At 75.8% G+C, this 13,119-nt stretch carries 12 protein-coding genes; 7 read left to right on the top strand and 5 right to left on the bottom strand.

Annotated elements, in window-relative coordinates; all coding sequences use genetic code 11:
* Nucleotides 1–2: 2 nt before the first annotated feature.
* The 3 genes from WCD41_RS26880 to WCD41_RS26870 all read right to left on the bottom strand — a co-directional run bounded on the left by WCD41_RS26880 (nt 3) and on the right by WCD41_RS26870 (nt 1,799).
* Nucleotides 3–482 (bottom strand): NAD(P)/FAD-dependent oxidoreductase, encoded by a 480-nt coding sequence (locus tag WCD41_RS26880; RefSeq protein WP_337718316.1) that lies wholly within the window; start codon nt 480–482, stop codon nt 3–5.
* A 69-nt stretch (nt 483–551) separates the two neighbouring features.
* A complete protein-coding gene (locus WCD41_RS26875; protein WP_337718315.1) occupies nt 552–1,148 on the bottom strand; it encodes an NAD(P)/FAD-dependent oxidoreductase in 597 nt (198 codons plus the stop codon).
* 78 nt (nt 1,149–1,226) lie between these two features.
* On the bottom strand, nt 1,227–1,799 hold the full coding sequence (locus tag WCD41_RS26870) for an OsmC family protein (RefSeq protein WP_337718314.1): 573 nt from the start codon (nt 1,797–1,799) through the stop codon (nt 1,227–1,229).
* A gap of 216 nt (nt 1,800–2,015) precedes the next feature.
* Here WCD41_RS26870 and WCD41_RS26865 point away from each other — a divergent pair, with 216 nt between their 5' ends.
* Together WCD41_RS26865 and WCD41_RS26860 are read left to right on the top strand one after the other, a co-directional pair.
* Nucleotides 2,016–2,447 (top strand): ester cyclase, encoded by a 432-nt coding sequence (locus tag WCD41_RS26865; protein WP_337718313.1) that lies wholly within the window; start codon nt 2,016–2,018, stop codon nt 2,445–2,447.
* A gap of 159 nt (nt 2,448–2,606) precedes the next feature.
* Nucleotides 2,607–3,056, top strand: a complete 450-nt coding sequence (locus WCD41_RS26860; protein ID WP_337718312.1) for a MaoC family dehydratase — start codon at nt 2,607–2,609, stop codon at nt 3,054–3,056.
* On the opposite strand, the gene WCD41_RS26855 is transcribed toward WCD41_RS26860, so the two are convergent.
* Nucleotides 2,996–3,886 carry an LLM class flavin-dependent oxidoreductase gene (locus WCD41_RS26855; RefSeq protein WP_337718311.1) on the bottom strand — a complete coding sequence of 297 codons (891 nt, stop codon included), beginning with the start codon at nt 3,884–3,886 and terminating at the stop codon, nt 2,996–2,998. The genes WCD41_RS26860 and WCD41_RS26855 overlap by 61 nt on opposite strands.
* Nucleotides 3,887–3,981: 95 nt before the next feature.
* Here WCD41_RS26855 and WCD41_RS26850 point away from each other — a divergent pair, with 95 nt between their 5' ends.
* A complete protein-coding gene (locus WCD41_RS26850; protein ID WP_337718310.1) occupies nt 3,982–4,530 on the top strand; it encodes a TetR/AcrR family transcriptional regulator in 549 nt (182 codons plus the stop codon).
* Here the strand turns inward: WCD41_RS26850 and WCD41_RS26845 are convergent.
* A complete protein-coding gene (locus tag WCD41_RS26845) occupies nt 4,527–6,239 on the bottom strand; it encodes a DNA repair helicase XPB (RefSeq protein WP_337718309.1) in 1,713 nt (570 codons plus the stop codon). The genes WCD41_RS26850 and WCD41_RS26845 overlap by 4 nt on opposite strands.
* A gap of 490 nt (nt 6,240–6,729) precedes the next feature.
* Here WCD41_RS26845 and WCD41_RS26840 point away from each other — a divergent pair, with 490 nt between their 5' ends.
* Genes WCD41_RS26840 through WCD41_RS26825 form a run of 4 tightly spaced genes read left to right on the top strand, consistent with a single transcriptional unit; the run spans nt 6,730 to nt 13,099 of the window.
* On the top strand, nt 6,730–11,391 hold the full coding sequence (locus WCD41_RS26840; protein WP_337718308.1) for a sensor histidine kinase: 4,662 nt from the start codon (nt 6,730–6,732) through the stop codon (nt 11,389–11,391).
* The gene (locus WCD41_RS26835) at nt 11,388–11,810 is read left to right on the top strand and encodes a roadblock/LC7 domain-containing protein (RefSeq protein WP_116707154.1); all 423 of its coding nucleotides are present in this window, start codon (nt 11,388–11,390) and stop codon (nt 11,808–11,810) included. Before WCD41_RS26840 ends, WCD41_RS26835 begins: the two co-directional genes overlap by 4 nt.
* A 22-nt stretch (nt 11,811–11,832) precedes the next feature.
* Nucleotides 11,833–12,528 (top strand): DUF742 domain-containing protein, encoded by a 696-nt coding sequence (locus WCD41_RS26830; RefSeq protein ID WP_337718307.1) that lies wholly within the window; start codon nt 11,833–11,835, stop codon nt 12,526–12,528.
* Nucleotides 12,509–13,099 carry a GTP-binding protein gene (locus tag WCD41_RS26825; RefSeq protein ID WP_337718306.1) on the top strand — a complete coding sequence of 197 codons (591 nt, stop codon included), beginning with the start codon at nt 12,509–12,511 and terminating at the stop codon, nt 13,097–13,099. Before WCD41_RS26830 ends, WCD41_RS26825 begins: the two co-directional genes overlap by 20 nt.
* Nucleotides 13,100–13,119 lie beyond the last annotated feature (20 nt).

Here is a 13,119-nt window from a genome sequence, read left to right as displayed (position 1 = left end):
CCTCAGGCGGCACGGTCGGTCGGGTGGTCGAGGGCGCGGAGGGCCTCGACCTCGGGGCGCATCGCCGCGCTGAGCGCCGGCAGCAGCTCGCGCAGCTCGGCGAGGTCCCAGCGATACGAGGCGATCCGCTCGGTGAGGGCGGCGAGGTCGGCGGAGAGCCGGTCGCGGGTGTGCTGGTAGTCGCGCAGGGCGGCGTCCCGGGTCCGTTCCGTGGACCCGAGCAGCGCCCGGGCGAGCAGCTCGGCGTCGCGCAGCGCGTCGGTGATGCCGTGCGCGGTCAGCGGGTCCTTGAAGTAGCCGGCGTCGCCGACCAGCGCCCATCCCGGCCCGGACGCGCGCCGCACGTGGCCGGGCACGCCCGGGAAGCCGCGGACGCGCAGCGGGCCGGGGCCGGGATCCAGGTCGGGTGCGGCCTCCGCGAGCAGCGCCCGGTAGGCGCCCTCGAGGTCGCCGCGCAGGGCGTCGAACCGCGCGGTGGGCACGCCGGCCCAGACGCAGGCCTCGCCGCCCGTGGTCGGGATGACCCCGGCGGTGACGCCCGGGCGGTAGTGTCACCGGTAGCGGTCGTCCGGGAGGCCGGGCAGGTAGGAGTAGAGGACGGCGCTCGACGCCGCGCCGGCGTGCTCGACGTGGGCGTCGACGGCCTCGGCGACCGTGGAGCGCCGCCCGTCGGCGCCGACGACGACCGCGGCGTGCGCACGGACCGGGGCCCGCGTGCCGCGCTCGACGTACTCGACGCCGGTCACCCTGCCGCGCAGGTCCCGCAGCAGGCCGGTGACGCGGGCGCCGAACACGACCTGCGCACCGGCGCCGCGGGCCGCGTCGACGAGGATCGGGTCGAGGACCGTGCGGCGCGGCGCGCGCAACGGTGTCGTCCCGGGGCGGGAGGCCACCGTGACGACGTCGTCGCCGTAGTGGAACTCGGTGGCGGTGATCGCGGGGGCGCCCTGCGCCACCACGGTGGGCAGCAGGCCCCAGCGGTCGAGCTGGAGCACGGCGCCGCGCATGAGGGCGTGGGTGGACAGGGTGTCGGTGCCGGGCCGGGCGGACTCGAGGACGAGGACGTCCTGACCGCCGCGGGCGAGGAGCATCGCGGTCGCGGCGCCGGCCGCGCGGCCGCCGACGACGATCGCGTCGTACCTGTGCATGGTGGCGCCTTTCTGCTGGTGACGACGGGTGTGGGGCCACCGGTGGCCGGACGGGTCGCGTCCGGCCACCGGAGGAACTCAGGGGGTGACGACCTCGACGGACACCGGCACGCCGCGGGTGATGCTGTCGAACACCACCGAGCGGTCGGTGCCGCGCTGCACGACCTCGCGGAGCTTCTCCGGGGTCGCCTCACCGGCGATGTGGACGGTGATCCGGATCTGCTCGAAGCCGTTGCGGACACCGTCGTCGAGGCCCATGGCGCCCTGGACGTCCAGGTCGCCCTCGAGGGTCGAGGAGACCGCGGTGAGCTTCACCTTGCGGGCGGCGGCCGCGTAGACGAGCGAGGTCGTCACGCAGGCGGCCAGGGCGTGCAGCAGGAACTCAGCCGGGTTGGGGCCGTCGTCGGCGCCGATGAGGATGGCGGGCTCGCCGGCGTCGAGGGTGAATGCCTCGGCGCGGGAGGTGTCCTCGCCGCCCGCCGCGTAGAAGTCCTTGATCGTGCTGCGGTTGTGCGAGCCGCCCATCCACTGGTTGCGGGCCCGGAAGCGGAACCGCGCGAGGTCGGGCTGGGCCTTCAGCACGTCGAGGGTGGCGAAGAGGTTGGTGGTGTCCACGCCGTTGCGGACGGTGTGGGTGATCGTCTCGGTCATCGTGTGCTCCGGGGGTTCGGTGGGGCCGTTCTTCGGTGTCACCACCGTCGGCCCCGGGCACCGGCACGGGCATCGGCAGCGCATGCCCAAGCCGGGCGGCGGATGCCCACGTCGCCCGTCGGTCCACCGCCTCCGGCGAGAGATGGGTACCGGGGCCGGAGATGTGGGTGGCCACGGCGCTTCACCGCCGCCCCGGCACGTCCCTAGCGTCGAACCATGGCCACCACCGACTTCGTGACCCGCCTGATGGACCTGTGGTCGACCCCGCTGCCCGTGGACGACGCGGCCGCGCGGGCCGCGTTCGGGGAGCTGTACACCGACCCGGTGCGGATCAACGGGACGGACATGTCGCTTGCGGATCTGCTGACCCGCGCCCGCGCGACCCAAGGTGCCTACGGCGACCTCGACCGCAAGATCCTCGAGCGCGTCGAGGCCCCGGGCAAGCTCGTCGTCGCCTTCCGCATGCTCGGGACCCACACGGGCCCGATCGCGACGCCGCTGGGCACGGTGCCCGCCACCGGCCGGGCCGTGGACATCCGGGTGGTCGACGTCCTCACCCTCACCGGCGGGCGGATCAGCGAGATCGTCATGGTCGCCGACGAGCTGGCGAACCTGCACCGGCTGGGCGTGCTCGCGCTGGCCGGGTAGGACCGGTTCCCGCTGCGTTCCGCGGCCCGCGAAGCGGCGACCGGCGAGCGGCGCGCCGATGTGGGTACGTCACGGCGCGATCTGGGCAGCGCTCGCCCTGGGGCCCGCCCCCTCCCCGTTCCTAGCGTCGTCGGCACCGACGACGAGGGGAGCGACACCATGACGAGCGCACCGCGGGTGGGCCAGCGGGCGAGCCGGTCGCGGCTCGTCACCCGCCGGGACATCGAGCTGTTCACCGCGATCTCCGGGGACCGCAACCCCCTGCACTACGACGAGGAGTTCGCCGCGGCGACCCGGTTCGGCGGCCTCGTCGTGCAGGGCGGCGTCACCACGGCCGTGCTCAACGCCGTCGTCGCCGAGGACGTCCCCGGTCCCGGCAGCGTGTTCCTCCAGCTGGACCTGCGCTTCCTCGCACCGGTCCGGCCGGGCGACGTGATCACCGGGTCGGCCGAGGTCACCGCCGCGCGGGCGGACAAGCCGATCACCACGCTCGCCGTGCGGGTGACCCGCGACGACGGCGTGGTCGCCGTCGAGGGCACCGCGGTCTGCTACACGGCGACGCCCGCGGCGTCCCGCGACGGCACGACGATCTCGTCGGCGACCCACTGAGCCACGCCCTCCGGCCACGGCGCCGGCAGACCGAGCACGACGTGGGTGAACCCGGCGGCGAGCGCCTCGCGGATCGCCGCGCGGACCGCGCCGGGGTCGTCGTAGGAGACCGGCAGGTGGATCGAGCGGGTGATCGCCGCGGGATCGCGGCCGATCTCGGCGCAGTAGCGGTCGAGCAGGGCGCTGCGCTCGACGCAGTCGGCGATGTCGCCGCCCGGGATGTTCCAGAGGTCCGCGTGACGGGCCACCACGCGCAGCGTCTTCGCGGCCCGGCCCCCGATGAGGATCGGCGGGTGCGGGCGCTGGACGGGCTTCGGGTTGCCGAAGGCGCCGGTGAGCTGGACGTGATCGCCGTGGAAGTCGAACGGCGCGTCCTCGGTCCAGAGCCGGCGGATCACCGTGCAGGCCTCGTCGAGGGCGGCCACCGAGTCGCCGAAGTCGTGGTAGGGCAGGCCGTGGGCGTCGTACTCGCGTCGTGCCCAGGGGATGCTCGGGCGCGAGCCCGCGCCGATACCGAGGTCGAGGCGTCCGCGGGACACGACGTCGACGGTCGTCGCGATCTTCGCCAGCAGGGCGGGCGGCCGGAACCGGTTGCTGGTCACGAGCAGCCCGAGACGCAGCCGCTCCGTCTGCGCGGCGAGGGCCGCGAGCAGCGTCCAGCCCTCGAGGACCGGTCCCTCGGGGTCGTCGCCCCCGATCGGCTTGAGGTGGTCGAACAGCCACGCGTGGTCGATCTCCTCGACCGTGTCGGCCTCGCGCCAGACGCGCAGCACGTCGTCGTAGGAGACCTGCTGGGGCGCGGTCACGATGCCGAAACTGGGTGCGGTCATGGCGTCCTCCTCGCTGGTCCGCCTACCCTGCCGGAGACGGAACCGTGTTCCGCCACCGTAGCGGAACTTTGTTCCGATTTCTAGCGAGGGGATGCATGGCGGAGAAGAGGCGTGCCGACGCCCGGCGCAACGAGGGCGCGCTGCTCGACGCGGCCGCCGCGGTGTTCGTCACCGCAGGCGTCGAGGCGCCCGTGCGCGACATCGCCACGAAGGCCGGCGTCGGGGTCGGCACGGTCTACCGCCACTTCCCGACGCGGGCCGACCTCGTCGTCGCGGTCTACCGCCACCAGGTCGAGGCGTGCGCCGTGGCCGGCGAGCAGGCGCTCGACCGGCCCGGCAGCCCGTTCGTCGCCCTCCGGGCGTGGATCGACCAGTTCGTCGACTTCCTCGTCACCAAGCACGGCCTGGCCGGCGCGCTGCAGTCCGACAGCCCGCAGTTCGAGACGCTGCACGCGTACTTCCTCGACCGCCTCGTGCCGGTGTGCACGGGGCTGCTGGACGCCGCGGTCGCCGCGGGCGAGGCCCGCGACGACCTCGCGCCACGGGAGCTGATGCGCGGCGTCGGCAACCTCTGCATCGGCTCGTCGGACGACGACGCCCGCCGCCTCGTCGCGGTGCTCCTCGACGGGCTGCGCGCCGGCTAGCCCGACGGGTCGGGGCGCTCCGACTCCGGCTCGCCCTCGGCCTCCGTGCCCGGCATGGCCGGGCCCAGCAGGTCGTCGGCGTCGACGATCCGGTAGGCGTAGCCCTGCTCGGCGAGGAAGCGCTGGCGGTGGGCCGCGTACTCGGCGTCGACCGAGTCGCGCGCGACCACCGAGTAGAAGTGGGCCTGGCGGCCGTCGCCCTTGGGGCGCAGCAGCCGGCCGAGGCGCTGGGCCTCCTCCTGGCGCGAGCCGAACGTGCCCGACACCTGGATGGCGACCGACGCCTCGGGCAGGTCGATGGAGAAGTTCGCGACCTTCGACACGACCAGGACCGGGATCTCCCCCCGGCGGAACTGGTCGAAGAGGATCTCGCGTTCCTTGTTCTTGGTCGAGCCCTGGATCACCGGGGCGTCGAGCGCCACGCCGAGCTCGTCGAGCTGGTCGAGGTAGGCGCCGATGACCAGCGCGGGCTCGCCGCGGTGGCGCTCCAGGATGCTGCGCACCACCGGGATCTTGGTGCGCGCGCAGGCGCAGAGCCGGTAGCGCTCCTCGGCCTCGGCGGTGGCGTAGATGATCCGCTCGTTGTCGGTCATCGTGACGCGGACCTCGACGCAGTCGGCGGGCGCGACCCAGCCCTGGGCCTCGATGTCGCGCCACGGGGCGTCGTAGCGCTTCGGCCCGATGAGGGAGAACACGTCGCCCTCGCGGCCGTCCTCGCGCACGAGCGTGGCGGTGAGGCCGAGGCGGCGGCGCGACTGCAGGTCGGAGGTCATGCGGAACACCGGCGCGGGCAGCAGGTGGACCTCGTCGTAGATGATCAGGCCCCAGTCGCGGGTGTCGAAGAGCTCCAGCGCGCGGAACTCGCCCTTCGTCTTGCGGGTCATCACCTGGTAGGTCGCGATGGTGACCGGGCGGATCTCCTTGCGCTCGCCGGAGTACTCGCCGATCTCGTCCTCGGTGAGCGACGTGCGCGCCACGAGCTCGCGCTTCCACTGGCGCCCGGCCACCGTGTTGGTGACGAGGATCAGCGTCGTCGCGCCGGCCTTCGCCATCGCGGCGGCCCCGACGAGCGTCTTGCCGGCGCCGCAGGGCAGCACCACGACCCCGGAGCCGCCGTGCCAGAAGCCCTCGACGGCGTCGGCCTGGTAGTCGCGCAGCTCCCAGTCGGACTGGACGAGCTCGATCGGGTGCGCCTCGCCGTCGACGTAGCCCGCGAGGTCCTCGGCGGGCCAGCCGACCTTGAGCAGCGCCTGCTTGAGCCGTCCGCGCTCCGAGGGGTGCACCGCGACGGTGTCGTCGTCGATGCGCTCGCCGAGCATCGGGACGATCTTCTTGTTGCGCAGGACCTCCTCGAGCACGGCGCGGTCGTTGGACAGCATGACCAGGCCGTGCACGGGGGAGTTGGTGAGCTGCAGCCGCCCGTAGCGGCCCATGGTGTCGACGACGTCGACGAGCAGGGCCTGCGGCACGGCGTAGCGGGAGTACTGCACCAGGGCGTCGACGACCTGCTCGGCGTCGTGGCCCGCGGCGCGGGCGTTCCACAGCGCGAGCGGCGTCACCCGGTAGGTGTGGACGTGCTCGGGCGCGCGCTCGAGCTCGGCGAACGGCGCGATCGCCTGACGAGCGGCGGGGGCCGCCTCGTGGTCGACCTCGAGCAGCAGGGTCTTGTCGGACTGGACGATGAGCGGTCCGTTACCGGGCTGACTCAACCTCTCGACCTCCGGTCTGGTCGGCGGGTGGTCCGTCCCATTCTCCTCCGGGGGACCGACACGCCGTCGGGCGGAGCGGGGACGCCGCTCGGGGAGCGCTGCAGGCGGGCCGGACATTCCCCGTCACCGGGCGGCTACAGTAGGTCCGCTCGACACCGCCCTCGACGAGTGACCACCGACCCGATGGGCTCACGGCGCCGCGCACGACGGCGTCGTGGCTCGCCCGCGTCGTCCCCGGGCCCCGCCCGGGACCTCGCGCCGACCGCTCTGGACGCCAGACCACGCTGATGCGCTCGCCCGCCCTGCTCCCCGATCGTCGTACCGACGCGTCGCCGCGAGGCCGCACGGCGTCACCCACGTGCCACTCCGCGAACCGGACGGCCGTGACCATAGCCCATCCCTGGTCACCCAGCGTCGACCAGGGACGCGTTCGGCGCGTGGAGGCGCCGGGCGACGTCCGACCGTCCGGCGCAACCGGGAGGACCCGTCCGTGACCACCTCTGAGCGAGCACCCGAGCGCACCCCGGTGCGCTACCACGACCCGCGGGACGGGCGGCCGGGTCCGGACGACCGGACGGGTGGCGACTGGACCGAGCGGCTGGCCCTGCGCAACTGGAGCCTGCCCGTCAAGCTGGCGGCGGTCCTCCTGGTGCCGACGCTCTTCGTGCTGACCCTCGGTGTGCTCCGGATCGTCGAGCAGACCAGCGAGGCGGCGTCGTACGACAGCGTCCAGCAGGCGGTGGCCCTCGAGGACAGCACGTCGCGCGTGCTCGGCGACCTCGCCGCCGAGCGCTCGGCGGCCGCGGTCTACGTCGCGGCCAACCGCGCGGGCGGCTCCGGGCCGGTCGAGCAGCGGATCGAGGCGACGCAGGCGGCGACCTCCGAGCTGCGGCGCAACGCCGGCGCGGCCGACTCCCTCGACCAGCAGACCGTCACGGCCTTCGACCAGGCCGACGCCGAGATCGACCAGCTCGACCGGCTGCGCGACGACGTCATCGACGGCCGCATCGACGCCGCGGGCGCGATCGCGCGCTACACCGAGACCATCGACACCCTCGAGGTGTTCGACCGCTCGCTCTCGCGCGAGGCCGCCGACCCGAGCGTCGCGGGGCTCGCCCAGGGGCTCTACTCGCTCTCGGTGGTCCGTGAGGAGGACGCCTACGTCCAGGCGGTCGTGGCCGCCGGCATCGCCGCGGGCCGCATCGACGCGCCGTCGATCGACCAGGCCCGCAACGCGACGCTGCGCCGCTCGATCGCCGTCGACGACTTCCGCTCGGCGATCGGCACCGACAACGCCGCGCTCGCCGACGCCGTCGTCGGCCCGGACGTCGACAACCGCGACCTGCTCGCCCAGGTCGTGCTCGGCCGCGGTGCCGCCGGTCTGCCGCTGCAGGTGGCGGGGCCGGACTGGGAGCGCGCGTCCGCGGCGGTCGAGGACCGCGACGCCGCGACCTCCGAGCAGCTGCGCGGTCAGCTCCAGGAGCAGGCCGGGTCGCTGCAGGCCGCCGCGCGCAGCGGCGCCGGCGTCGCCTCGGTGATCCTGCTGCTCGCGCTGATGGCGGGCGCCGCGGTGGTCTTCTTCGTCACCCGCTCGCTGCTGCGCCCGCTGCGCCTGTTGCGGCGCACCGCCCTCGACGTCGCCGAGCGGCGGCTGCCCCAGGCGGTCCGCAGCCTGCGCGAGGGCGAGGCGCCCGACACCACGATCGTGCCGACGCCGATCACCACGCGCGAGGAGATCGGGCAGGTCGCCCGCGCGTTCGACCAGGTCCACGAGCAGGCGGTGCGCCTGGCCGCGGAGCAGGCCGGGCTGCGCTCGGCGTTCAACTCGATCTTCGTGAACCTGTCCCGGCGCTCCCAGGCGCTGGTCGAGCGCCAGCTGCGGCTCATCGAGCAGCTGGAGAACTCCGAGGAGGACCCGGAGGCGCTCTCCAACCTCTTCCAGCTCGACCACCTCGCGACGCGCATGCGCCGCAACTCCGAGAACCTGCTCGTGCTCTCGGGCACCGACCTCTCGCGGCGCGGCAGCCGGCCGGTGCCGCTGGTCGACGTCCTGCGCGCCGCGGCGTCGGAGGTCGAGCAGTACCAGCGCATCGACCTCGCGCCGCCGCCGCAGGCCCAGCTGCTGGGCCGCACGGCGAGCGACGTCGTCCACCTGGTGGCCGAGCTGCTCGAGAACGCGACGACGTTCTCCGCGCCCGATACCCGCGTGCGCGTGCAGGCGACGCAGCACGCCGACGGCTCCGTGCTCGTCGAGATCCTCGACTCCGGCGTCGGCATGAGCGAGGAGGACCTCCACGAGGCCAACGTGCGCCTCGACTCGCCGCCGACCGTCGACGTGTCCGCGTCCCGGCGCATGGGCCTGTTCGTGGTCGGGCGCCTCGCCACCCGGCACGGCATCACCGTCGAGCTGCGCAACCGCGACGACGGCGGGGTCGCCGCCACGGCCCTGGTGCCGGCGTCCGCGGTGCTCGCGGGGTCCTCGGAGGCGCAGCCCGCGCTGGGCGCCGGCGCCGGCACCCGCCGGCCGGACGCGGCCCCGAACGGCACGGGTGCCGTGCCGGAGCAGGCGCGCGGCGCCGTCAACGGCGCGGCGAACGGCGCGAACGGCCTCCCGCAGCGGGAGCGCCGGCCGGTCGGTGCGCCCGGGTCGTTCTTCTCGCCCGGCGTCGACCCCGCGCAGGAGCAGGGCCCTCCGCCGGCCCCTGACGGATCGCCGGAGCGGCGCCCGCTGCTGCCGCGGCGCGGACCGTCGGGCGGCGCGCCGGGGACGAACGGGCACGGCACCAACGGGCACGGGGGTCCGGGTGGGCCGGGTCTGCCGGGTCGTGGTGGCCCGTCCGGCCCGGGCCGTCCGGGTGGGCCCGGCGGGCCTGGTGGCCCTGGCGGCCCTGGTGGGCCCCTGGGTCGTCCCGACCCCGCGCCGGACGAGCGCGAGCCGGCCGGGTCCGTCCCGGACGGTCAGGACGCCCGCGCGCTCGCCGAGCAGCCCGTCGACGGATCCGCTCCTCAGTCGACGCCGGACGACGCGGACCAGGCGGAGCAGGGTCGTCACGGGTTCGTCGGCGGGGTCGCCGCCGCCGGGGGCGCCGCGGCGCTGATCGGCGCGGCCGCCGCCCGCCGGCGCAGCCGACGCCCCGAGGAGCCGGACGGCGAGCCGGAGGCCCCCGACGTCGTCGAGCCCCTCGACGCCGCCGACGAGGACGACGACGAGCCACTCGACGAGGACCTCTCCTGGAAGCGGGAGGACGCCGAGGAGGCCCCGGACGGCGACGCTGGCTCCGACGCGGACTCCGGCGTGGCCCCGGAGGTGGGGGAGGCGGACGAGCGCCCCGTCCCGGAGGGCGCCGGGCGCCCGGGGACGCACCCCGAGGGCCCGACACGCGACCCCCTGCAGGGTCAGCAGCAGGGCCCCCCGCAGGGGCAGCAACAGGGTCCGCAGCAGGGTCAGCCGCACGGCCCGCTGCCGGGGCGTCCCGGCCAGCCGGGCGGTCCCGGCGGTCCCGGAGCGCCCACCGGGCCCGGCGGCTTCGGTGGCGGCGGTGGCGCCCCCACCCCCGGCGCGCAGGGCCGACCCGCCGGTCCCGTGTGGGGCCCGCCGCCCGCCGGTCCCGGCGGTCCGGGTCAGGGTCCGCCGCCCGGATGGCGTGGCGCGCCGCCCGCACGGGGTCCGGGAGGTCCGTTCGGGTCGCCGCCGCCCGGTGCTCCGCCGCGTCGGCCCGCCGCCGGCCCGCCGATGTGGAACGGCGCCCCGGTCGTGCCGCCGCCCGGCCCCGCGACACCCGCCGACGAGCAGGCCGACGAGGTCGAGGTCGGCGACGAGACGCCCGTCGAGGAGGCCGTCGAGGAGACGACCGGCACCGGGGACGACGTCACCCGGGCCGCCGCACCCCAGGCCCCGCCGGTGCCCGGAGCCCCGGAAGCCCTGGAGGCCCCGGCGGCCCCGGAGGAGCCGGAGGAGCCGGGCGCGTCCGAGGCCGCCCCCGACACTCCCGAGGCGCTGCCGACGCGCGGTCCGAACCGTCGCGGCACGCTGCCGCTGCGCCCGCGGGTCGTGCGCCCGCAGGTGCGGTCGGCATGGCCGGAGGACCCCCAGGCCGAGGACACCGAGGACACCGCGGCGCCGACGACCGGCCCAGGTGGCCCCGCGGCCGACCGGGAGACCGACGTCCCGGCGGGTCCCGCGACGCCCGACGCGCCCGTCGCCGACGACCCGCAGCAGGCGCCGGAGGCCGGCGACCGGGGCATGCGACCGGCCGGCCGGCGCCTGCCGCCGACCGGGGCGGCCTTCTCCCCGGGGATGGCCCCGCGTCTGCGTCCGCGACGCTCCCCGGGGGAGCCGTCCGAGGAGCAGGCACCCGCGCCGGTCGACCAGGCGCCGCCCGGCCCCGACGCCCCGGAGGTCTCCGAGGCGCCGCAGGCTCCCGGGGCACCGCAGGCTCCCGAGGTGCCGCAGGCCCTCGAGGGGCGGCCGGCCCCCGGAGCCCCGGTGGAGCCGCGGGCTCCCCTGCCGTCCCGGCCGACGGGACGGACCCCGGCCGCCGCCGCGCCGCCGGCCCCGCCGGCCGGTGACGCCGACCGGCTCTTCGACCCGGCACCGCCGACCGAGGGCAACGGGCACACCCGCAACGGTGGGCGCGGCCCGGCGGCGCCCGCCGGGCCGAGCGGTCCCGGGCGGCCGGCCCCGGAGCGGCTCCCGAGCCGCGCCGGCAAGCCGCAGCGTGAGCGGACGCCGATCTACGACGAGGTCGCGTCCGCATGGTTCCGCGAGGCCCCGCCCGCGGCCGGTCCGGACGAGGCCGAGTGGGCCTCGACCTCGGGCGACGAGGGCTGGCGGGCGGCCGCGGCCACCGCCGACGCCCTCGACGCCGGGGTCAGTGCGGGCGGGACGACGGAGTCCGGGCTCCCGAAGCGCCGCCCGCGCGCCCAGCTCGTGCCCGGGGCCGCGCGCCCCGCCGGTGCGGGCGGTGCGGGTGGGCCGGCCGGGGGCCAGCCCGGTCCGGCGGGTCCGCGCCGCAGTGCCGACGCGATCCGCGGTCGACTCGCGAGCTATCAGCAGGGCGTGTCCGACGGGCGGTCCACCCGCCGCGGTCGGCCCGCCGACACCGAGGGGGAGCCGCAGGACGCCCGCCCCGGGGATGAGGAGGAGCAGTGACCGGAGCCCAGTCGCAGCCGAGCCGGTTCGGCTGGTTGGTCTCGAACTTCGCCGAGCGGGTGCCGGGGGTGGCGCACGCGGTGGTGGTGTCCGCCGACGGGCTGCTCCTCACCGCGTCCAACCGCCTGCCGCGTGACCGCGCCGACCAGCTGGCGGCCGTCGCCTCCGGCCTGGTCAGCCTCACGCAGGGCGCGGCGCGCTGCTTCGAGGCCGGCGAGGTCGTGCAGACCGTGGTGGAGATGGAGCGCGGCATCGTCCTGCTCATGTCGATCAGCGACGGGTCGTGCCTCGCCACGCTCGCCGCCCCGAACTGCGACATCGGGCTGGTCGGCTACGAGATGACGCTGCTGGTCGACCGGGTCGGTCAGCTGCTGACCCCCGAGCTCCGCGCCGAGCTCCAGGGGTCGGCGGTGCGATGACGTCACAAGGGGGTGACGACCGGTGAGCGATGACCCCGGCGAGTCCTTCGCCGACGTGCTCAACGGCATCAGTGGACCGACGTCGCGGGGGCCGCGCGGCGAGCGTCGCGGGCTCTTCCGGCGACGGCGCGCCGCCGAGCCCGAGGAGCCGCAGGCCGAGGCGGCGGCTCCGACGGGCGAGCCGGCGGTCGACGAGGTCGGTCCACCGAGTGACGGCACCGTCGCCCCCGACGGGTACCTGTACGGCGACGGCGTGCCCGACGGTGCGCACGCCCTCGCCCCGGGAGAGCCGCAGACCGCGCCGTACGGTGTGCCGCAGGCCGGTGGCCCGCCCCGGCACGAGCTGCCCGAGCCGGAGCCGCCGGGCGAGCGCGCCGACGACGTCGCGATCGTGCGTCCCTACGCGTGGACCGGTGGACGGACCCGCCCGGTCTACGACCTCGCCGTCGAGACGCTCGTCTCGATCGGCACCGCGGGCCGCGACCCGTCGCGGATCGCCCAGTACGAGCACCGTGCCGTGGCCGACCTGTGTCGCGAGCCCCGGTCCGTCGCAGAGGTGGCGGCGCTGCTGAAGCTGCCCCTCGGCGTGGCCCGGGTCGTGATCGGCGACATGGCGTCGCAGGGCACCGTCGTGGTGCACCAGACCGCCTCGACCTCGGGCGACGTCCCGGACATGGCGTTGATGGAAAGGGTGTTGAGTGGACTACGACGGCTCTGACGAGCGGTCCCCGACGACCACCTCAGCCAAGATCGTCGTGGCCGGGGGGTTCGGGGTCGGCAAAACCACGTTCGTGGGGTCGGTCTCCGAGATCGCCCCGCTCACGACCGAGGCCGTGATGACCGACGCGAGCGCCGGCGTCGACGACCTCTCCGCGGTGCCGAACAAGCGCACCACGACCGTGGCCATGGACTTCGGTCGCGTGTCGCTCGACTCCGACCTGATCCTCTACCTGTTCGGCACGCCCGGGCAGGACCGGTTCTGGTTCATGTGGGACGACCTCGTGCGCGGCGCGATCGGCGCGGTCGTGCTGGCGGACACCCGCCGGCTCGCCGACTGCTTCGCCGCCGTCGACTTCTTCGAGGACCGCCGCCTGCCCTACGTGCTCGGCGTGAACTGCTTCGACGGGGTCCTGCGCCACGAGCTCGAGGACGTCCGGGAGGCGCTGGCGATCGACCCCGCGGTGCCGATCCTGACCGTCGACGCCCGCGACCGGGAGTCGACGAAGCAGGCCCTCATCGCGCTGGTCGAGCACGCGATGCAGGTCTGGGCGGTCGGCGCCCGCGCCTGACACACCCCCCCAGATCAGGC

This window comes from Actinomycetospora aeridis, assembly GCF_037400275.1.
GTDB classification, from domain to species: Bacteria; Actinomycetota; Actinomycetes; order Mycobacteriales; family Pseudonocardiaceae; genus Actinomycetospora; species Actinomycetospora aeridis.
The sequence above is the reverse complement of the archived record's forward strand: the minus strand, read 5'-3'. Positions and strand labels throughout refer to the sequence as shown.